This is a genomic window from Sulfurospirillum halorespirans DSM 13726 (assembly GCF_001723605.1).
Classification (GTDB): domain Bacteria; phylum Campylobacterota; class Campylobacteria; order Campylobacterales; family Sulfurospirillaceae; genus Sulfurospirillum; species Sulfurospirillum halorespirans.
Genome location: NZ_CP017111.1, coordinates 2,389,904 through 2,411,439 on the forward strand (window position 1 = coordinate 2,389,904; position 21,536 = coordinate 2,411,439).

23 protein-coding genes are annotated in these 21,536 nt (G+C 39.4%); 1 reads left to right on the plus strand and 22 read right to left on the minus strand.

Features of this window, described 5'->3' with window-relative positions; genetic code table 11:
- Positions 1-143: 143 nt before the first annotated feature.
- The 4 genes from SHALO_RS11900 to SHALO_RS11915 all read right to left on the minus strand — a co-directional run bounded on the left by SHALO_RS11900 (position 144) and on the right by SHALO_RS11915 (position 4,185).
- The gene (locus SHALO_RS11900) at positions 144-1,463 is read right to left on the minus strand and encodes an OprD family outer membrane porin (RefSeq protein WP_069478726.1); all 1,320 of its coding nucleotides are present in this window, start codon (positions 1,461-1,463) and stop codon (positions 144-146) included.
- Between the two features lie 81 nt (positions 1,464-1,544).
- A complete protein-coding gene (locus tag SHALO_RS11905; RefSeq protein WP_069478727.1) occupies positions 1,545-2,180 on the minus strand; it encodes a cytochrome c3 family protein in 636 nt (211 codons plus the stop codon).
- Complete coding sequence (locus SHALO_RS11910) at positions 2,177-2,614, minus strand: cytochrome c3 family protein (RefSeq protein WP_069478728.1); 438 nt, start codon at positions 2,612-2,614, stop codon at positions 2,177-2,179. Before SHALO_RS11910 ends, SHALO_RS11905 begins: the two co-directional genes overlap by 4 nt.
- Positions 2,615-2,616: 2 nt before the next feature.
- Positions 2,617-4,185 (minus strand): flavocytochrome c, encoded by a 1,569-nt coding sequence (locus SHALO_RS11915; RefSeq protein WP_069478729.1) that lies wholly within the window; start codon positions 4,183-4,185, stop codon positions 2,617-2,619.
- Positions 4,186-4,372: 187 nt separating this feature from the next.
- On the opposite strand from SHALO_RS11915, the gene SHALO_RS11920 reads away from it, so the two are divergent.
- Complete coding sequence (locus SHALO_RS11920) at positions 4,373-5,221, plus strand: IS982 family transposase (protein WP_025344650.1); 849 nt, start codon at positions 4,373-4,375, stop codon at positions 5,219-5,221.
- A 166-nt stretch (positions 5,222-5,387) separates the two neighbouring features.
- Here the strand turns inward: SHALO_RS11920 and SHALO_RS11925 are convergent, their stop codons facing one another.
- From SHALO_RS11925 to SHALO_RS12010, 18 genes are all read right to left on the minus strand, one after another.
- Positions 5,388-5,756, minus strand: coding sequence for a helix-turn-helix domain-containing protein (locus SHALO_RS11925; RefSeq protein WP_069478730.1), 369 nt, complete (start codon positions 5,754-5,756; stop codon positions 5,388-5,390).
- Position 5,757: 1 nt separating this feature from the next.
- A complete protein-coding gene (locus SHALO_RS11930) occupies positions 5,758-6,051 on the minus strand; it encodes a type II toxin-antitoxin system HigB family toxin (protein ID WP_069478731.1) in 294 nt (97 codons plus the stop codon).
- Between the two features lie 172 nt (positions 6,052-6,223).
- On the minus strand, positions 6,224-6,616 hold the full coding sequence (gene rpsI / locus SHALO_RS11935) for a 30S ribosomal protein S9 (protein WP_069478732.1): 393 nt from the start codon (positions 6,614-6,616) through the stop codon (positions 6,224-6,226).
- Between the two features lies 1 nt (position 6,617).
- A complete protein-coding gene (gene rplM / locus SHALO_RS11940; RefSeq protein WP_025345729.1) occupies positions 6,618-7,046 on the minus strand; it encodes a 50S ribosomal protein L13 in 429 nt (142 codons plus the stop codon).
- Positions 7,047-7,127: 81 nt separating this feature from the next.
- Positions 7,128-9,851 carry a RecB-like helicase gene (locus SHALO_RS11945; RefSeq protein WP_069478733.1) on the minus strand — a complete coding sequence of 908 codons (2,724 nt, stop codon included), beginning with the start codon at positions 9,849-9,851 and terminating at the stop codon, positions 7,128-7,130.
- Complete coding sequence (locus SHALO_RS11950) at positions 9,848-12,196, minus strand: PD-(D/E)XK nuclease family protein (protein WP_069478734.1); 2,349 nt, start codon at positions 12,194-12,196, stop codon at positions 9,848-9,850. The genes SHALO_RS11945 and SHALO_RS11950 overlap by 4 nt, the downstream gene beginning before the upstream one ends.
- 132 nt (positions 12,197-12,328) lie before the next feature.
- Positions 12,329-12,823, minus strand: a complete 495-nt coding sequence (locus SHALO_RS11955; RefSeq protein ID WP_069478735.1) for a FixH family protein — start codon at positions 12,821-12,823, stop codon at positions 12,329-12,331.
- The gene (locus SHALO_RS11960; protein WP_238585241.1) at positions 12,810-13,283 is read right to left on the minus strand and encodes a TPM domain-containing protein; all 474 of its coding nucleotides are present in this window, start codon (positions 13,281-13,283) and stop codon (positions 12,810-12,812) included. Before SHALO_RS11960 ends, SHALO_RS11955 begins: the two co-directional genes overlap by 14 nt.
- Positions 13,284-13,535: 252 nt before the next feature.
- Entirely contained in the window at positions 13,536-13,748 is a 213-nt protein-coding gene (locus SHALO_RS11965) for a DUF4006 family protein (protein ID WP_069478736.1), read from the minus strand.
- A 10-nt stretch (positions 13,749-13,758) separates the two neighbouring features.
- Positions 13,759-14,607 (minus strand): c-type cytochrome, encoded by an 849-nt coding sequence (locus SHALO_RS11970; RefSeq protein WP_025345735.1) that lies wholly within the window; start codon positions 14,605-14,607, stop codon positions 13,759-13,761.
- A gap of 13 nt (positions 14,608-14,620) precedes the next feature.
- Entirely contained in the window at positions 14,621-14,830 is a 210-nt protein-coding gene (locus SHALO_RS11975; RefSeq protein ID WP_407701805.1) for a cytochrome c oxidase, cbb3-type, CcoQ subunit, read from the minus strand.
- Between the two features lie 16 nt (positions 14,831-14,846).
- Positions 14,847-15,512, minus strand: coding sequence for a cytochrome-c oxidase, cbb3-type subunit II (gene ccoO, locus SHALO_RS11980; protein WP_069478737.1), 666 nt, complete (start codon positions 15,510-15,512; stop codon positions 14,847-14,849).
- A gap of 15 nt (positions 15,513-15,527) precedes the next feature.
- Positions 15,528-16,994 (minus strand): cytochrome-c oxidase, cbb3-type subunit I, encoded by a 1,467-nt coding sequence (ccoN, locus tag SHALO_RS11985; protein ID WP_069478738.1) that lies wholly within the window; start codon positions 16,992-16,994, stop codon positions 15,528-15,530.
- Positions 16,995-17,160: 166 nt separating this feature from the next.
- Positions 17,161-17,832, minus strand: coding sequence for a response regulator transcription factor (locus SHALO_RS11990; protein WP_069478739.1), 672 nt, complete (start codon positions 17,830-17,832; stop codon positions 17,161-17,163).
- Between the two features lie 12 nt (positions 17,833-17,844).
- Positions 17,845-19,068, minus strand: coding sequence for a PAS domain-containing sensor histidine kinase (locus SHALO_RS11995; protein WP_069478740.1), 1,224 nt, complete (start codon positions 19,066-19,068; stop codon positions 17,845-17,847).
- Entirely contained in the window at positions 19,065-19,676 is a 612-nt protein-coding gene (locus tag SHALO_RS12000; protein ID WP_420801901.1) for a sulfite exporter TauE/SafE family protein, read from the minus strand. Before SHALO_RS12000 ends, SHALO_RS11995 begins: the two co-directional genes overlap by 4 nt.
- Positions 19,677-19,822: 146 nt before the next feature.
- Positions 19,823-20,953 (minus strand): glutamine-hydrolyzing carbamoyl-phosphate synthase small subunit, encoded by a 1,131-nt coding sequence (gene carA, locus SHALO_RS12005; protein WP_069478742.1) that lies wholly within the window; start codon positions 20,951-20,953, stop codon positions 19,823-19,825.
- The gene (locus SHALO_RS12010; protein WP_025345743.1) at positions 20,950-21,504 is read right to left on the minus strand and encodes a DUF507 family protein; all 555 of its coding nucleotides are present in this window, start codon (positions 21,502-21,504) and stop codon (positions 20,950-20,952) included. The genes carA and SHALO_RS12010 overlap by 4 nt, the downstream gene beginning before the upstream one ends.
- Positions 21,505-21,536 lie beyond the last annotated feature (32 nt).

Consider the following 21,536-nt stretch of genomic DNA (forward strand, 5'->3'; position numbering starts at 1 on the left):
TTTATAGTCCTGATTTTCCAAAAGAATCATATAAGTAATAATTGTTAATTTAATTTATTTTTTTATGGAAAATAATAAACAAAAAGCAAAGCCTCATAATGATACCTACGGCTTTGCTCTTAAATAGTTAAAATTAATCCATACTAGAATTTATAATTTATGTAAAAGCGTCCATAAAGAAAATCATCATTTCCTGATGGCATAGCAAGCGCATCATACGTACTATAACCAGCCCATAGACGAGTATGAAAACCTTTTAATACCCCACTAAAGGCATATTTAAGGTCAATTGTAATTTCTTTTGTGCCATCCATATTCATATTACCTGAGTTAATAATACCTTGAGCACTTTGTGTAAAATATCCATATTTCAGTGCTGAGCTAAAACCAGGGATACCAAAGTCATAAATCGCTTCGATAGAATAAGCATCAACACCTGCAAAGATAGCATTGTTCGTGAGCATATCTGTATAAGCAACCGCATCAGGTACATGTCCAAATGTACCAGGGAAATTTGCTTCATCATCCATAGTAGTATAGGCTAGATTAAGCTTTATGCCTGTAACTTCTGTTGCGACTTTAAAGCCAAGCAATTGTGCGTGGTCACCACCAACTGTGTTTGGCCCAGGATTAGCATAATTGCCTGTTTCATAATTGGCTCCTGCATAGGTTACAGCCAAAGAGAGGGGATAACTAATAGGAAGCTTATATTCAGCTTGAAGGTAATATTCATCATATCCACCTGCTCCAATAAAGACAGGTGCATCATACAATCGTTTATTCTCATTGGTTGTCAAGTATTGACCATCAAGCGTTAATCCTGAGATTGTTTTGTTGATAAAAAATACAGAGTACATGCCATCAGAGAAGTGTTCATCTTGTTGAGTTGCACCAACGGCTTCACTGCTATAACGCATTTTCCAATCTTGAATGTACATCAATTTAACCATGGTATCTGGAATTTCATTGAAGTTTAAGACTGCAGCATCAAACGAGTCTTCAAGTGCAAATACTGAGCTGGTCATAATCAAAGGTGTTTTGATTTTTTGACGACCAACAGCAATGTTTGATTTTAAGAAATTATATTGGAGATATGCTTCTGAGAGTAAAGTTGTACTAACGGAGTTACGTGCATCGTCTTCACTAGTATAATCATTAGCATTGAGTGCATCTCTTTTTTGAAAGTCTAAATCATGAGCTGATTGAAAACCAAGTCCTAATTTAAAGTTATTAAAACTATCAGTAACATATCTTAGTTCTGCGGCAACAGAACCAACATTAACATTATTTGTAGGAGCTGTTTGCACGGTTGCACCTGTTTGACTACCCGCAGTATAAACAAATCGCAAATCGCCTGTTACTTTGCCATTTTTAAAAGCTTCTTCGAGAGTATCTGCAGCATACGCATGACCGCCAAGCCCTAAAACTGCAATTGCAACCATACTTAATTTAGCAAGTTTCATATTATCTCCTTTTTTTTAAGAGTTCAATGCTTTACATGTAAACCATTGAACTCCATTTATAGCGTTATACAACTTCTTTAATTATTTCTTCAAATCTTCAGCTAATTGTTTCTCAGCCTCTTCTTTTTTCTTATCTAACTTACCTTTGTAGAAGTCATACTCAGGTTTATAGTAATTGAGCATACTTCTAAGCCCTTTATGCCCTACTTCTACGTGACATGAAGCACATCCAATTTCGTTCTTAGTGCCCTCAAGGCTTGCATAATGCTCATGCATTTTACGACCTTGCTCACTAATAGATTCATTGGTTCTGTAGTTCGTATGACAGCCAGAACACGCTTCATCTTTAACAAAGTGTTGTCTGTTGGCACGATTTGCTTGCCAATCAATTTTATCTGGATTACCAAAGAAGTGAATTGCTCCTTCAACAACGCCATTTCTAGCTTTTGTTGCAATATACGCAAAAACATTTTCGTGAGGTAAATGGCATGTTCCACAGGTGACTTTGATACCTGTTTTACCCGCCCCTCCATGAACGTCATTTTGATATGCTGCAACCATTGGTTTCATTTCATGACACACAACACAAAACCTATCACCGCTCGTTCTATGAAGTCCTTCATAAAGAATCCATGAACAAAGCAAACCAATGAAGATACCCACTAATCCTGTCAAAAGAATATTATTCTTTATCATCTCTAAGATTTTCTTCATCATGGTGTCGGCCTCATCCATATTTTCACATCGTTACTGTGACAGCTTAAACACATATTGTCTGACTTTTTGTGTTCAAAGTGGCACTCATCACAATAGAGTTTTGGACCATCGTGAATTGAATTATGTGGATTTACATGTAATGCATCCATAAATTTAAGTCTGTCTGCCAAATACTGTTTTGTTTTATGACACGACAAACACCCTTTATCGTCGATTGCTTTAAAATTTTCTGGGTCATCCCCTTGTTCTGCATGACAGTCAACACATTTAAATGATAACTTTTCATGATGAGGCTTAAGAGGAAATTTTTCTTTAAGTTCTGGTGTTATTTTTACCACAGGGGAAGGAGGCGTCGCCTCACTTCCAATCAGTAGTGACATCACACCAAAGATAAGAAAAAACCCTAATGCTAAAAGAGTTTTTTTGTTACCCATGATTAGATGTTTTCTCCTGCGACCATACCACATACTAGACAATCTGTAATCGCACAACTACCTAAACGACTCGCACCGTGTGTTCCACCTGTGACTTCGCCTGCAGCGAAGAAACCTGGGATTGGTTTGTTGGTGTTAGCTGAAATAACTTGAGCTTTGGTATTGATTTTTAAACCACCCATTGTATGGTGAGGTTTTGGCATCTGGCGACTTGCGTAGAAAGGTCCTTTCATCTCAATCGCTTCTTTACCATAGATTTCAGGAAGTGTTTGTTTCTTGAATTCATCTACTACGCTATTTTTTACATCTTCGTTGTATTTTTTAACAGTTGCTTTAAGTGCATCCGCTGGAATTTTGTAATTTGCAGCTAGTGCATCAAGGGTATCAAATTTTTTCATAACACCTGATGCTAAAGCTTTATCCAATGTTTCAATAACATTTTGATCAAACGAATTATATGTACCAAGTGACACTGGATATGCTTTTGGGTCTTGTCTAAGAATAACATACTGAGCGTCCGCTCTGGTTTTTCTATCTGCCATTTCGTTCATAAAGCGTTTACCATTTCTAACATCAACGGAAATACCGTATTTGAATGTGCCACCTTGTGTTACATGTGGAGATGTACCAAAACCTCTCTCATCCGGGCTTGCCCATGGTCCTTGTTGAATCCAGTCAATATGCACGGGGAGTGCACCGATTTGGAAAGCTTTTAAAAGTGCGCCTGCGGTTGCACCATCATGATTTGTTGTATCAGCGTCATCGGGAATACGTGGGTCTTGCATTTTTCTAAACATTTTATCCATTGCAAAACCACCGCTTGCTAAAATAACACCTTTTTTAGCACGGTAAACTTTTTTCTCACCTGTTTTGTTTTCGATATCATCACTGTAAAGTTTGTTGTCAAAACGGTAGTTGATACGAGCTGTTACACCGATAACCGTTGTACCATCATTGCTCATAACAAAATCATCCATTTTAGCGCGTGTTACAAGTTTACAACCAGGAAGTTTTTCTACAAATGCTGCCATTGGTTGAATAATTCCAGAGCCGCTTGCATTTTTTGTAACTACGGAACGTGCAACACTATGACCACCGAATTGAAGAGGTGGTTTGTCATCTTGAAATTGTGCACCACATTTAACGGCAAAATCAAAAGCGTCAAATGCTCTTTTAGCAATCAATTCAAGCATTTCTACGTGGTTAATACCAAGACCTGCTTTTAAGCAGTCTGCATAAAATTTTTCGTTGGAATCTTCAATGCCATATTTTTTCTGTAAAGGATTGTTTGGTATAGCCATACCACCACCGTTGATAACAGAGTTGCCACCAACGCGACCCATTTTTTCAAGGATTAATACTTTATAACCACGCTCTGCTGATTTAGCTGCTGCTGCAAGACCTGCAAAACCTGAACCAATAACGATAACATCGTACTCTTCATCAAACTTAACATCTTTCTCTGTTGGTGCTGCTGCCATTGCTTGACTTGCGCTTAACATTGCGGCACCCGCTCCAACGAAACCTAATTTTAGAGCGTCCCTTCTGGACATTATTGTCTCTTGACTCATTTGTAACTCCTTAAATATTTTTTCAACTAAATATTTATATGAAATATTTAATTTTATAAGTGAAGTCTAACACTCATGAGTGAATTATCAAGTGAAGTTTTTTTAATTTATGTAACCCAAACTGCTAGTTGAGAAGATGGTTTGAAAGTTGCTTTAAACTCCATAAAAAGCCGTGGGAGGCGAGATTATGGAGCGAGATATTATAACCGTTTATTGTTTAATTGATGAGTATTTGAAGGTATCAGGGATAAAAGATGATGTTAGAGCTGAGATTAGTAATGCAGAAGTGCTGCTTATCGGGTATATGGCAGTGAATGATTTTAATGGCAACTATTTCAAAGCACATCAGTATGTTAAGATGATGCACTTGGTGAAAGAGATTGACTACACGAGATTTTTGCGCCGCTTAGTAAAAATCAATGACGTGTTGTCCACACTTTTTTTGTTTTTAGGCTCATTGTTTCAGCGATTAAACGGTGCCAAGATTTACTCCGTAGATTCTTTTCCTGTTGAATTGTGTCAGATAACGAGGCAAAGCAGAGTCAGATTGTGGAGTGATCCATCTTTGAAAGGTTACAATGCATCCAAAGGGAGATTCTTTTATGGGCTTAAAGTCCATATGGTGGTGACGACAGATAAAGAACCTGTGATGGTTCATATCTCACAAGGCTCTATACACGATGTTACGGCTGGGTATCAATTCATGCACAATCTCCCCAAAGAATCGATTACGATTGGAGATAAAGGTTATATTTCATCAAAGTTAGAAGCTTTTTTAAAACGATTTGATATTGTACTATCGCCTATTGGACGTAGCAATATGCCAAGAGAAGATTTTAATGAGTATTGTACCAAGCGTAGAATTAGAAAAGGTGTAGAAACTGCCTTTTCTATGATAACTGCTAAATTTGGTAAAGTAATCAAGGCTACAACCATTGGTGGCTTTTTAACAAAGCTTAGACTCTTCATCACTGCTTATGCTATCAACTGCTTTTTGAAGCTTAGTGATCACAAAAAAGCCCTTCTGTTTAACTAGCAGTTTGGGTTAAATAATTATATTTTGCTTATCATATCTTGATCTAAAAAAATATAGTTGTTGCTTATTAATACAGATACTAATGTAGGGAGTATTTCTATAATTTTTTTTAAAAGATCAACAAATATATCCATTTCAATTCCTTACTTAAAATAATTAGGTTTATTTACACAAAAACCTTAGGAACCAACACCTCAAGCGGAATATGAAGTCGTGCTGAGAGTTGCGCTATCATTGATAAAGAGAGTCCGATTTTGCGGTTTAATACTTCAGAGACTTTGCTTTTACTCCCAATCATCGGAACCAAATCTTTTTGTTTAAGTCCCAACTCTTCCATGCGATATTTGATGGCTTCGATGGGGTCTGGAGTAGCGATTACCCAGTGGTTTTCTTCGTATTTTTCGATTAAGAGGGCTAAGATTTCAAGCTCATCACTCTGTGGTGTGCCCACCTCTGGATTCATTTCCATCAAAACATCAACACGTTCAAGTGCTTTTTCATAATCCATTTCGGTTTTTATAGGTTGAATGTTCATTTTAAATTTCCTCTGCATTAATTTTACTGTATTCACTGTGTGTTCCAACAAATTTAACACGTACGATTTTTCGCTTATAGTCGATATGCACGATCAAGCGGAAGTCATTGCCTTTGATGTTAAACACAACACGATTATCATGCAAAAAAGAGGCACTCGCATAATCACGCTTGATCTGCTCGCTATTTTCCCATTGAGCCTTACGCACATCTGCATGCCAAACTTCCAGAGGAATTTTTGCTTGTGCATGTTTTTCATAAAAATGAACCAATGTTTTTTTGCTAATGATATTCATGGAGTGAGTATAATGTTTGTTCCTTTAAAAGGAACTTAATGGAGGATTTGAAATCTAAAAGAAGAAATGCAAGGGAAAATCCCTTGCATAAAGTACAAAAGTCTGAGTGACTTTTGCAAAGAAACAATTAACGTTTTCAAGGAAGCTTTTAATAGCTCCTCTTGAGGAACTATTAACGCTTTGAAAATTGTGGACTACGACGTGCTTTTTTGCGACCGTATTTTTTACGCTCAACAATTCTTGAGTCACGTGTCAATAAACCATAAGGTTTAAGGATTGTTCTAAAATCAGCGTCCATTGCTGCAAGTGCTTTGGAGATACCATGACGAACGGCATCCGCTTGAGCTGAATAACCGCCACCTTGAGTAGAAGCTACGATGTCAAAGCTTGCTTCTTGTTTTGTAAGAGCAAGGGGTTGACGAACACGTTTTTTAATGGTCTCATGACCACCAAGCCACGCTTCAAAATCAACGCCATTGACCGTAATTGACCCTTTACCAGGTGCGCTTACCCATACTTTAGCGATAGCTGTTTTTCTTTTACCAGTTGCGTATACTTTTGCCATATTACTTTACCTCTACTTTAACTTGCGCTGTATGTGGATGCTCATTACCAGCATAAACTTTTAGCTTTTTGATCATCTCTTTAGCAAGATTTGTTTTAGGTAACATGCCTCTTACCGCAAGTCTGTACAATTTCGCTGGGTTGTTGTTCAAAAGATCACCCAATTTTTCAGTTTTAACGCCACCGAAATATCCTGTGTGTCTGTGATACAATTTTGTGTCTAATTTTGTTCCACTAAACTCTACTTTTTCCGCATTGATGATGATAACGAAATCGCCACAATCAACATTTGGAGTAAAATAAGGTTTATGTTTGCCTCTGAGTAGTGTTGCTACTTCTGTAAGGAGTTTACCAAATCTCTTACCAGCAGCATCCACTACGATCCAGTCGCGTTTAACTTCGCTTGGCTTAATCGCTTGTGTAGCTTTCATCTGTCATAACCTTTGACGTATTTATTTAACGAAGTGCAAGTTTAATCAAAATATACTTAAATACTGCTTAAATTAAGTGTACTATAAGCTTTTAAGAAGTTCGATTCCATCGTTTTGCAAATAGCAAATATACGCTTCCACAGGCAGACCATAGATCGAAGAAAGGGCGTCTTGATAGAGCTTGACTTGCACTTGGTGTTTCGCACTCTGCTTTTTCGAACTCTTGTAATCAATGACAATGATTTTATCGGGAAATTCAAGCAACAGATCGATCTGTTTACGCTCTTTTTGGTAAATAAGCGGTTGCTCTTTATAGACTTTCGCCCCCTCTATCAAATCCAAAAAGGCTTTACATGTAATCAATTTTTCACCTCTTTGATAGATGGCTTGTAAGGTGTGCTCATCCAAAAGCGGTGCAAAACGGTTTTGCAGTGCGATGTAAGCCCTCTTTAGCGAAGATTCATCAAAACTGTCTAACATCTCCAACAAATAGTGTTGTGCAATTCCAAAGGTAATAGAAGCAATCTCAGCACTCTCGCCCTCTTCCTCAGGCGCACTTGCCACCTCTTGCGCACCATAACGTTTAGGCTGGTAGACATTCATCGCGCTTGGCATAATCGGTGTCTCTTTGGTAGAAACACCGATCACGCCTCGCTCTGTTGTGCTCAGATCCAACATCTCAAACGCACTGTTTTGCGCTTTTGCACAGACAAAGAGTGAACGCTTCTCTCTGGTAAAAGCGACATAAAGCGCGTTAAGCCTGTCTTCGTACATCAAGACGCTCTCTTGTTCTTTGGCTTTGGCATACACTGTATCGACCGATTCTCTGCCACCCATCGTGAGATAAAGCCCTTTGATGTCCACTTCATCGTAGCTAAATAAAATCGTATCACTTCGATTGTTGTCGCGACTGAGGCGATCACACACGATGACATGCTCAAACTCCAAACCTTTGGATTTGTGAACGGTGAGGACACGCAAACCATCCACATCTTCACTTTTGGCTTCATCGCTCAGTTCATCCAACGCAAATAAAAAGCTTTCGATCTCTTCATAACGACTCGCAACTTCAAGGAAACTGAGCAGATCAGCACTTCCATCAAACAGTCCATAGGTTTTAATGATTTTTTCAACCAAAACGAGTGGCGTCGCATCTAAATCCCACCCGCTTTTTGAAAGCGGAGTATCCCACGCCATGCCACACTGCACAAGAAACGCTGCTTTATAGAGTTCATCGCCAAAGTAGAGGTATTTAAGTAGTGCAATGATGGCTTTGATGGAGCGCACTTCAATGAGTTTCAATGTCGCCTCAAGCCTTACATGTAAAGAGGGAAACTGCTCTTGCACCAATGCTTTAAAAACTTTGGCATCTTTGTTGGTATGTACCAAAAGCGCAATGTCCTTTGGCTTTACACCCTCTTTTAAAAGTATTCCAATCGCCTCTAAAACTGAAGGCTCAATCGCTTCTTCAATGCGCACATTGATGTACCCCTCACCCGTGGCTTTGGCAACCTTTTGTGGCTCATAGCCTTTGATTTTACATGTAAAGATTTCATTGACAAAATTAACGATCTGTTCGGTACTTCGATAGTTGGTATCGAGCGCATTCACGTCTAAATGCAAACTCTTTTTAGCGTACCCAAACAGCTCTTTAGCCCCACCTCGGAAGCGATAAATAGACTGCTTCACATCACCCACGAAAAAGAGTGTTTTAAAGTCTTTCACTCCCTGCCCTGCGCGTATCTCTTCAATGAGCGGTAGAAGAATCTGGTACTGCACGATGCTCGTGTCTTGGAACTCATCGATCAAAAGATGTTCTATCACCCCATCAAGACGAAAATAGAGAAAATCTTTGCTGATCTCTTGACGCAAAAGGGTGTAAAGCAGATTGGTCACGTCATCAAAACGAAGCTCGCCATACTCGCCCATCAGAGCTCTGAGGCTCTCATCGTAGATGGCAAAGAGTTTGCCCAATTGCCCTAAAAAGTACGCCTCTTTGTCATTGACATAAATATTTAAAGCCTGCTTGAGTTCTCGCAAAAGTGCATCGGTTGTCTCGTTAGCGTACTTTTTATAGTCCCAATAGCCAAAGTCTTCACGCTCCAAATATTTCTTAGAAAGCAGATCACTCAGTGTGTCCGCCTTGAGCGTCGCAAGCCCACGTGCAGAGAGTCCACTTTGTTCAAAATAGTCCCTGATACGCTCTAAAATGTCTAAACACGGTTTTAATGTTGGGTAATGCCTCTCATCCAACGTGCTGATGTCAAGCTCTGATTTTTTTTGATACAGCATATCCAGCAGACTAAAAAGATCGCCTAACTTCTTATCTTCGTTAATGCTAAAGGCAATTAAAGCATTGTAAAGATTTTTGCTTTTGCACCCTTTGATGAAACGCTCCACCAACTCCTCATCAAGTCCATTTTGCCCTACTTTGAAGTCGGGTTGCAACCCTACATGTAATGCAAAATGGCGTAAAATAAGGGAGAAAAAAGAGTCCAGTGTCGAAATCTTGATGTCTGCTTGAAGCAAGGTTTGCATCACACGCTCTTTCTCAAAAAGTAACGTCTCTTTAGACTTGCCCGTTTGCACGCAAATCGCTTCTAACTCGTCTTTGTCTTCCAGATGTTTGAGCGTCTCAAAAATGCGTGTTTTCATCTCCGCCGCAGATTTGTTCGTAAAAGTGAGCGCGACGATCTTTTGCGGATTCGCGCCCATAAACAACAATGAAAGGTAACGCACACTCAGAGCAAAGGTTTTACCACTGCCTGCACTGGCTTCGAGTGCTAAATAAGGACTTAGATTCATATCTGCTCCTCACGTCCACACAACTGCACATACGGGCAAAGCCTGCAATGCTTTATCTCCTCGCAAAATTCATACCCGTTGATCGGTTTTGAAAGCTCTTGTAGCTTTACATGTAAAAGCGCTTTCTTCTCTTCAAGGAAGTTTTCGCTCACTAAAACACCCTCTTTTAGATCGTAATAATAAACGCCTCCAACCTTGCCCAAAGAGCTTGCGATAAACGCGTAAAAGACCAGTTGAAAATCAACCGTGCTTTCTAGTGAACGCTCCGTGGTCGTTGGCACTTTGCCGCTTTTATAGTCGATGACAAACAGCTCATCCCCTTTTTGATCGATACGGTCAATCTGCCCTTCTAACATAAAACCTTCATAGGGCACAGCATGTGAAAACTCTTTTTTGAAAACGCGAAAGCCCTCATCAAAGCGTGCTACTTCATTCTGCATAAAAGGTTTCAATTTTTGAAGCCACACATCGACAAAGTAACTCCACACTTCATGGTGATTGTGCTCTTTTAAAAGCGTTTCAAGTTTGATATAAAGGCTCTTTTTATCCAAAAGTGATTCATCACAAATCGCATCTTCAAGGACTTTATGAAGTGCCAAGCCAATGACTTGCTCATCAATTTTAGTGCTTGGCATCTTCGCCTCTTTCAGCCTTTGGATGTAGCGAAAGTAAAATTGACGTTTACATGTAAGTAACGTCTTAAGCTTCGTTGCGGAGAGTGGAAATGCTTTAAGATCATACGGAGCGTCGATAAAAGGCTGATCGTACAGGTTTTTAGGAACATTGACATCAAAGAGAAGCAGTTGCAATACTTTTTCATCTGCCATAACAGTGGTATTGAACCCAAGCTCATCCAAAAAGCGTGAAGGCATACTTGTCTCATTTTTCACATAAGCAATGGCAATTTTCTGTGCGCGAGAAAAAAGCTGATGGTAGTAATAACGTTGTAAATTCTCTCGATCCCTTTTGGTGGGAAGTCCTGCGTGTGCGCGAACTGCAGAGGAGAGAAAGAGGTCTTTTTGACTTCGCTTTGGCACAAACTCATCGTTGAAATCTAAAACGATGACGCCTTTGTAGCTCACACCTCTGGTTTCCAGCACGCCTAAAACCGTCACTTTCCCACCGCGAACATCGTCTTGACTCAGTACAGAGAGCCGGTTTAAAAAGAGTTTGGTGACTTGTTCAAAACGAAGAGCGGGAGCATGTTTTAAAAAATGTGTAAAAGCAAAGAAGACCTCTTGAAACAGAGGATTTTGCTGCTCTTTGGCATCACAGGAAAGCAATTTTTCAAAGAAACTCATGGCAACGTCTGCAACTACTTTTTGATGCCAAATCTCTTTACATGTAACCAATATTTCAGGCTCTATTTTTAAGCGAGCAACACGGAGATGATCTTCGATCTCGTCATTGCGCATTGCTTTTTCAATGCTACTTAGTTTTTGATAAAAATGGCTCTGCTTCAGGCTTATGCCCATTGCAAAGTTGAGATTGTGCCATGTATCAAACGGGCGTAGCACTTCAGCGAAACGCTCATCAGGTAAAATCACCACGATCTCTTCTGGCTTTAAACCCTCTTCCACAAACTGAGCAATAGTACTTTGCACATAGCCCATTTGTGCGAGACGTGAGGAAAAGCCGTAAACTTGGATATCTTGTTTGGAAGTATTTTGAGGCTTTACATGTAAAATATCTTTTGTTGAAAGATTGATCTCATAGGTGTTGTCTTGTTCTAGCACAATACCAAATTCGGCAAACAGTAACGCCATTTTTTGATTGTAAGCACTGATGGTAACGTTTACATGTAAAGGAATCAGTGTGGCTATTTGGCTCAGAAGTTCCACCTCATAACGACTCAAAAAGCCTTCCAAATGAATGCGAACAGCACCTAGTGAGCGAATATACGCAACATTGAGTTCATAGCATTCGGGAAGCGTGATGCGATCGTACAAAGCGTGTTTAGAAAGAATTGCTTTGTAGTGCTTAAGAAGCGTTTGAAGCACTTCCAAGTGCTCTGCATAGTGCTCATATGTATCAGCGCTCAACAACGCGTCAAGTGCCACTTTTTCATGGCTAAGCTCTTCAAAAAAACGAAACAGATAGGTGGAGTTTTTCAAAAAGGTAAAAAATTCACGTTCAATATACAAGAGTTCAAATTTGGTAAAACGCGAAGCCTCTTGCATCAGAAGCACCCGCATATCTTCATCGACTAAAGCGTGATGTGGCACAAGAACCGCTTTTTGCTCTAGTTCGGCAATGGTAATGGCTTTGGGAAGAAGAGTGTTTGCGTCTAAAAAAGTATCGTAAAAAGAGCGTACGGCACGACTCGTTGCAAAAACTTCTAACATGTTCCCTCACATTTGTTTAATAAACCTATTATAACAAAGCAAAGATTTAAGATGGATTTTTATGTCAGAATGAAATTGCGGTAAGATCACACAACTTATCTTACCGCAGGTTATTAAGGTAGAAAGGGGGAGCTATTGTGGTGCGTAGGCTTCGTTTTTATGATAGCCTTTAAATTCGCCTACGTCAATTTTACTCAGAATTTGCCAACGACCTGGTTTGTTAATCTCAAAAGGTCCAAAAGTGTAATTGCCATTTTCTACGAGTGACGGTTTCATCTCTTTGTTCTCTTTATTGCTATCAGGACGTGAGAGCATCATCATGACATTGGCGTCATTGACGGGTTGACCGCTTTTATCACTCAATCGTATTGTAATGCTGTTTTGTCCCATTTCAAATTTTTCTGTTGAATACGCAAGATCAAATTTTGCATTGAATTTTTCTTGAAGCTCTAAAATCGTGTTGATGGAATGGTCTACTTGTTGGTATTTTGCCATGTAAAAGGTATCCATCTCAACAGGATTATCCATTGCAATTTTAATCGTAAAACCACATGAAATCACACAGCCAATAATCATTCCTATCACCACATGAGGGTAATACGTGTGTTCACTTTTAACTTTGTCCACGGTTTTTTATCCTTTTATAAATGATGAGTACGACAACAATGGCCATAAACCCATAAATCAGAAGTCTGACAAGATTGATCGTTGTTTTATTCGCACTCCCAATCGCACTCTCTAACTCAATTTTGCGATACTGTGCGATCTCTTCAACAAGTTCCGCATAGCCATTGAGCAATGCAGGCCCTACACTGACATCATTTTTTTTAGAAGTCAATAAGGGAATAATCGTACCGCTCCATGGAAAAGGCGAAAGCAGTGCTTCTCTATCAAACTCTTTTTCTAATCCTGCAGAAGCATAAATATCGACCTTTTTTTCGGCTTGAAAAAGAGTCAAAAGCACATAAGGCGTGGTTAGATTTTTGACAAAGTTTTGCTCATACGTGAGAATATTTTCACCTTCACCGCTTTTTTTAGCAATCAAGATGACTTTAACACCACTTTTTGCAAAGAGTTCGCTACCCATTTCTTCAATCTTTTGGGCTGTTCTCTCTTCTAAGATATCATCATAGACGACGAAATCCTTGGCAAAAATCAACACTGGGAAAAAAGCAATGAAGCAAAGAAGCCAAAGCTTCTTTGCCTTTACATGTAAGAAGGTCTTCATTAACCGATAAACAAATGGTTTGGAGTTAATACTGCCCACGCTGAGATTACAGCCATGAGAACCAATCCAAAAGTAATGATTTTATCCATATTTTCAGCCATGTTATGCCCCTTATTTTGCTATAACTTTTTGATTCGCATTAGCAGTATCTCTCATTTTAAGTGCTTGCGGATCAGTAATCTTATAAGGTTTATCAGCAACAGCTTGTTGTGCTTTTAACCCAAAGAATGTTAACGCCCCAAGAATGGAAAGCAACAATACGGTTGCGATCAACATTCCTGTAACACCATGAATTCCAAATACGCTTCTATTAGTATTTTCCATTGAGCTGTCCTTATTTTACTAAAGAGCTGACATACGTGCCAACCGCTGCTTTTTGAACATTGGTTAAGCGTCCATCGTTAAACTGTGGCATACTACCAATAGCGCCTTTTTTGCCAGTGCCTAGGACATTGACAACAAATTTAGCATTGCCATACACACTAAGATCGGGAGCACTTCCAGCCATACCTTTACCGTCGTCACCATGACATGCAGCACATGTAGCCCACAACGCTTTGCCACTCTCAACTAATGCAGGGTTTTTGGTTTTCTTAACGGACGAAACTTCTTGCATAACATAGGCTGCAACCGCTTTTGCGCTTTCAGCATCCAAAAGCCCTGCTGGCATTTCGCCAAGAGGATAATTTGAACCTTTAGCTCCATTAAGAATTGAAGCAACCATCGCCTCTTCATTTCCCCATTTGCCAAGATTTGCAGCTTTGCCATTCATTCCATCACCTGTCACACCATGACAAGGAGCACATTGTACCAAGAAAACACCCTCGCCCATATTCATAAGGGTTGCTTGATCTGGATTCGCAAATTTTGTTTCAAATTTCGTTGCATGGCTTTGCACTTCTTCATTGTACTCACCAATTTGTGAATAGGCATTAAGAGGATACCCTGCAAGGAAATACCATGCTGACCATACCATAACACCTATAAAGGAGAGTGCCCAACCAATAGGGAGTGGATTTTTATATTCGCCGATGCCATCCCAATTCTCTTTTGCTAATTCTCCAGTACTTTTGTCGGTTTTCATCTGTTTTACATATTTACCAACAACAAAACCAGTGAGAATTATAATTGCTGCTGCACCAAGCAATGATAACGCATTTACATTGTCATTCAGCCAATTCATTTATTGCTCCTCTTTATTCTTTCTCTTTGTTTGATGGAGTACGGTCTTCAAGTGGAGCATCATCAATACGATCATGCAAGGCAAGATCGCCATATTTTTCGTAGTTTCGCGTACCCTTTTTTTCAGCCCTGTAAAGATGGTACAGATAACTGTACATAACAATGACCAAAAAAACTGTTGCTACCACATACGCATATGCTTGAATCTCTCTAATGGTTTCCATACTCACCGTTAACACCTTATTTTAAGCTATTGAGATAGGCAATAAGTGCCACAATCTCTTTGATCTCACCACGTTTAAATGCCTCTTTTACCTCTTGGCTTTTCATATCCGCAACAATGAGTGCTGCTTCTTCCATGACAGCTTTTTTAGCCTCTTCATGGGTACCAAGTTTAGGCATATCCGGTTGATCATAAGGCGCATTGAAAACTTTTTTGACCGTTAATGCTTCTGCATAGGCGGTATCAACATCTGCAACATTTTTAAACATATGTTTATATGCTGGCATGATAGAGCCTGGCACAACATCAGTTGGTCTTGCCATATGGTATTCATGCCAATCACTGGTACGGTAGTTTCCAACCCTCATCAAATCTGGTCCCGTTCTTTTAGAACCCCAAAGGAATGGTCTATCGTACGCATATTCGCCACTGAGTGAGTACATACCATAACGGTCTGTCTCAGATTTGAAAGGGCGAATCAGCTGTGAATGACATGCATTACAGCTATCTTTAATATAAACTTGACGACCCGCAAGCTCCAATACAGTATACGGTTTTGTTCCTGTTACAGGACGCGCACTCTCCATAAAGTCTGGAAGAATGGTGACAACACCCGCATACGCAATCACTAAAAATACACCTACCGCAAAAAAGAATGGGTTTCTCTCTAACCAATGAAACATAATCCTGCCCTCCTTTTACGCTGACATAGGTGAAGCATTTTGAGGTTCAGACTCAATAGCTTTACTTGCAGTCATTGTTTTATAGATATTGTACGTAAACATAAAGAAACCGATAAGGTACAATAAACCACCCGTTGCACGAATTGCATAATAAGGAATCAGTACGGTTACGGTATCGATAAATGAATAAGCAAGGTTACCAAATTGATCCGTTGCTCTCCACATCATACCTTGCGTAATACCTGCAATCCACATACTTGAGAAGTACAAGACGATACCGGTTGTTTGAATCCAGAATTGTGCCTCGATCAATTTTTTACTGTAAATTTCACGTTGGAACATGCGAGGTGCCATATGGTAAAGTGCAGCCATAATCATAAAACCAACCCAGCCTAAGGTACCATCATGAACGTGTCCAGGAATCCAGTCTGTAAAGTGCGCAAGGGCATTCACAGATTTGATTGCCAAGATTGGACCTTCGAGTGTACTAAACATATAGAATGTTGAAGCAAAAATCATTAATTTAACCAATGGATTCTCTTTAAGTTGACCCCATTGTCCTTTCATCGTAAGGAGAATGTTAATCGCACTACCCCATGATGGAAGAATTAAAATAATTGAGAAGATTGAACCCATGGTTTGAACCCAGTCAGGCACCGTTGAGTAAATAAGGTGGTGTCCACCTGCCCAAAGGTAAACGAACATCAAACCCCAGAAAGAGAGAAGGGAGAGTTTATAAGAGAAGACGGGTTGACCAGACTCTTTTGGTAAGAAATAATAGATCATCGCAATAATAGGCACGGTGAAAATAAAGGCTACCGCATTGTGCCCATACCACCATTGAACCATTGCATCATTGGTTCCCGCATACATTGAAACAGAGTGATACCATTTTCCTGTACCTGCAACAAAGTAGGTTGGAACCTCCATGTTATTGAAAAGATACAACATTGCAACACCTAAGAAGGTTGCAATAAAGTACCACATAGAGATATACAGTGTTTTTTCACGTCTGATTCCCACCAAACCAAAAATACTAACACCCCATAATACCCATACGACAACAACAAGAATGTCTAATGGCCACTCTAATTCTGCATACTCTTTAGAGGTACCAATACCCATAAAAAGAGAAACAACTGCGATGGTCATTAAGATCATGTAAAGCCAAAAATGAAGCTTCGCAATGATCATAAGAAAGGGTGATTCTGCCATCGAAACCTTGAGTACTCTTTGCCCAATATAGTACCATGTTGCAAAGATTCCGCTTAGTAAGAATCCAAAAATTACTCCTGAAGTATGAAGCGGTCTTAAACGACTAAAAGTACCGTATTCATCTGCTAAGTAATTCAACTCAGGGAAAGCCATCTGATAGGCGATAACCACACCTATTAACATACCAACGATTCCAAAAAGGATCGCTGCGTAGGTAAAACATTTGGCTACTGAATAGTCATAGTTCAATGCATCTCTAGCCTGCATTAATTCCTCCTACTTGTGTTTTTATGTCACAAAAATATCACATAATGTAAGAATTATAGTGCAGCAAATCTACAACGAAGCTTAAGAAGATTAAATTTGTGTTAAATAAAAAAAGTTAAGGAAAAATTAAAAATTGAAGTGGGTAAGAACGATGGAGTGATCGTTCTTACGTGTTGATTTTGTAGCCAAGGCCTGGAATGTTCTTGATAAACTCTTTGTCGGTTTTCTCGCGTACACGCTTAATAAAGGTGCGAATAGCTGAGTCTGTTACTTTTTTGTTTGTCCAAACATACTTTTTGATCTCTTCATGCAGTACAAAGACACCTAAGTTTTTAACCAAGATTGAGATAAAAAGTAACTCTTTTTTCGTCAAGAAAATAGTTTGTCCCTCTTTAACAAGCACTCTTCGGCTCTTATCAAACTGGTATCCAAAGCCAAGTTCCACAATATCACTTTGGTCGAGCATCTCTTTTGAGACCAATTGCAATGTTTTCATAAGCTCATCTGGATCAATCGGTTTAATGAGGTATTTATCGATACCTACATCAATGGCTTCAAGAAGCCTCTCTTTTTCGCTGAAAGCACTCAACACAATAATAGGCGTATGTTTAGAGATATGTTTGATCTCTTTTGCCATCATTAAGCCATCCATAACGGGCATCATAATGTCGGTTATGACAATATCGGGCTTATATTTTTTAAATTTCTTCAATCCATCATCGCCATCACGTGCGACAATAAACTTCGTAAATTCATCTCCAATGGCACTCTCTAAAGCCTCTCTTAGATCTTCTTCATCCTCGACAAACAAAACCGTCAATTTTGACAATCCACTCATTACTCTTCCTTTTTACTCTTTAACTAAAGGGATCGTGATGGTAAAACAGACTCCATCATTGCAATTAGCTGCAACGATAAATCCTTTCATGCTATTGTTGATAATCATTTTGCTCATATAAAGCCCCAAGCCTGTTCCCGCACTGGCATGCTTTGTTGTAAAATACGGCTCAAAAATCTTATCTAAAATAGCTTCTTCAATTCCACCAGCATTATCGCAGACTTTAATTATAGCATCTCCAAGCGCAGATGTGTCAATTTCAATATAAATTAATCTATTTTTTATGTTGTTGTGGCAAAAGGCATCAATTGTATTATTGATTAAATTAATCAATACTTGCGAAAACTCATTGAAATAACCCCTAATATGCGCGTCACTTTTGACATTAAGGCGCATCTCTATCTCATTTTTTTCTAAGGTTCCTCGCATAATGTCCATCGCCTCTTGTGCCACAAGACTGAGTGCAAAATCTTCACTTTGACGATCAGGGCTAAAAAAATTACGAAAATCTTCAATGGTTTCAGACATTTTAGAGACAATTTTTTTAGCATGCGTGTAACTGTCCTCAAACTCCACCCCTTTACCTTCATTTTGAAGGCGATAGAGTTTATTCATCTTATACAGCGTGATATTAAGCTCCGAGAGCGGTTGTCTCCATTGATGTGCGATATTGGCGATCATCTCCCCCATTGAGGCAAGGCGGGACTGCTGAAACAAAAAACGGTCTTTTTCACGGTTCTTTTCAACCTCTTCTTTAATGCGCTCTTCTAATGTCTGATTGAGCTCCATTAAGGCTTTGGTTTGCTCTTGAACCCTTTGTTCAAGCGTGGCATTGAGCTCTTCAAGCTCTTCATCTTTGGTAATCAATGCTTCACTTAAGCGAACGCTCTCTGTCACATCATAACGAATCGCAATGAACTCTTCGATGTCGCCATTTTCATCCAAAATAGGAAAAACGGTTGTATTGACATAAAAAGTACTGCCATCTTTTGCTAAGTTTTTCACCGTTGATTTATAGGTTTGCTTTTGAAGAATGGTTTGCCAGAGTTGTTTAAATGACGATGCAGGAACATCAGGGTGTCTTACAATGTTATGATTTTTCCCAACCAACTCTTCTTTGCTGTAGCCCGAAATTTTACAAAATTCATCATTAACAAAGGTGATGATGCCAAAAATATCAGTTTTTGAGATGATATTACTGCTCTCAATAGCGCTTTGGTATTGTTCTAATTTCATGCGATGGCTGCTGTATATCCAAGATACGCCATGTAAATACCGTATCCCATAATAATCAAAGAGGCAATCTTAATCATCACTTCGCGAAAACCACTGCCTTTGAGAAAACCTACCACAAAACCAAGCCCTAGCATCGCTGGCATCGTGGCCAGGCCAAACAGCGCCATGATCAGTCCACCGCCAAGGAATGAACCTGAAGTGGCGGCCGCGGCTAAGAAGAAATAGACCAATCCACACGGTAAAAAACCATTTAGCACACCTAACCCGTAAAAACTAGCCATGGTTTTAGAGTGAATTAGTTTGGAAAAGAGTGTTTTAATGAAGGGATTAAAGGCGATCGTTGCTTCAAGTGAGGTTAGAAATTTTATTTTTCCCATCATGGAAAGTCCCATCAACACCATCAAGATGCCAATAGCAAAGTAAAAATAGCCATTGAGGTGCGAGGAGAAGGTAAAAACACTGCCAATCCCACCAAAAATCATTCCTAAGAACGTGTACGAACTGATTCTGCCTAGATTGTAACTGAGGTGTGCGAAAAATTGGCGTAATGAAGAGGCAGAGGTATCAATCTTGGCGCTGCTGTACGCCATGACAAACCCGCCACACATACCAATGCAATGCCCCAAACTTCCTAAAAATGCAACGCTAATAATGGCGGTAATATCGATGGCGTTAATGGCATGGCTCCTTAACTGATCTCGCGTACTTTTGTATGCTTACATGTAATGATAAAAAGTACGCCCAGTGAGTTGGTTTAGAGTCTGTTGGCAAACTCTTGGAAAATGTATTTACTCTCGTGTGGCCCTGAGCTCGCTTCGGGGTGATGCTGCACAGAAAAGATCGGAGAATCATGGTATTCAAGACCTTCAATCGTATTGTCAAAAAGATTGACATGCGTAATGCGAGCAACCTTACAGATGGTATCAGGTACATTGTAATTGTGGTTTTGCGTGGTAATTTCAACCACATTGTTTTTCATATTTTTAACCGGATGGTTGCCACCGTGTTGCCCAAATTTGAGTTTATACGTAGGATAACCATGCGCAATGGAGAGCAATTGATGTCCCAAACAAATGGCAAAAATAGGCACTTTCGCCTCAATCAATTTGCTAATCTCTGCTGCTTCATTTTTCAAAATCAGTGGATCGCCAGGACCATTGGATAAAAAGAGTCCGTGAATGTCACCTTTTTTATAGCGAGCGATCACATCGTCTGCACTAAAATCATGCGGTACAACCTCAACATCGAGTCCGACTTCACAAAGTTCATTTAAAATATTGCGCTTAATACCCAGATCAACGGCTAAGATTTTCTTACCAATGCGCTTTGGCGTGGCATTATACGTTTGTGCTTCTGGGTTCCAAACACCGTTTACATGTAAATAGGATTTTGGCGTGCTTACTTTTTCAATATAGTTCACATCTTCGATGCGAGGACTTTTTTCAAGCATCGCTTTGAGTGTTGCAAGATCACTCACTTCTGTCGAAGCGATCATCATCTTAGGCCCAGAATCGCGAATCATTTTAGTCAAATAGCGTGTATCAATGTCGCAAATACCCATGCTCTTATATTCTTTCAAAAACTCAGGCAATGTCTCATGTGAGCGAAAGTTTGAAGGTGTCTCATTGAGGCTTCGCACCAACATACCACTCGCATAAATCGTCGAACTTTCCATATCATTTTCATTACAGCCAACAATGCCAATCTCAGGCATCGTAAAAACAACGAATTGTCCCGCATAACTTGGATCACTCATAATCTCTTGATAACCGCTCATAGAGGTATTAAAAACGATCTCGCCTGTTTTTGAACCTTCAAAGCCAAAACTTTTTGCTTCTAAGAAAACGCCATTTTCAAGATAAATCCATACAGGTTTTAACATCATACTAACATCCCTCTTCTTCTGAGTTCTTCTTCATAGAGCTTTTCAAAAATCAGATCATACTCTTCAGAGCCTGGCACTAATTTTCGTTTATAATTGGAAATTTTCTCCGCCACATCATCTTCAATACCTTGAAAATTGGCAACATAGGTCTCAATCGCCGTATACACAACGTTTTTAACGCGGTTTTCTGTCACGTTGTACTCAATTAATCCTGTTTTCCAACTGATCTCTAAAATTTTATGGGCAATTTCGTTGTATCGATCTTCGTACGACAAAATAACACCAAACTCATGGGCTAGTTTTTTCTTGATCAACCAAAACATACTTCTGCGGTCAACCCTTTGAAACTCCATCTCATCTTCATTTTGGTCTAAAATCTCTGTTACACGCTCTTCAAGCGCAGTCTCTTGTTTAATATCGGCAACAATCAAATCCTCTGCGACTTTTACAATAGGCTCTAAGCCCTTAAGCATGGTAACAAAACCACAATTTAAAATATCGATCGCTATTTTATTGGCAATATAAGGGGCATGAGGCAATCTGATTTTCATCCATAAACCTTACTTCTGAATTTTGACATATT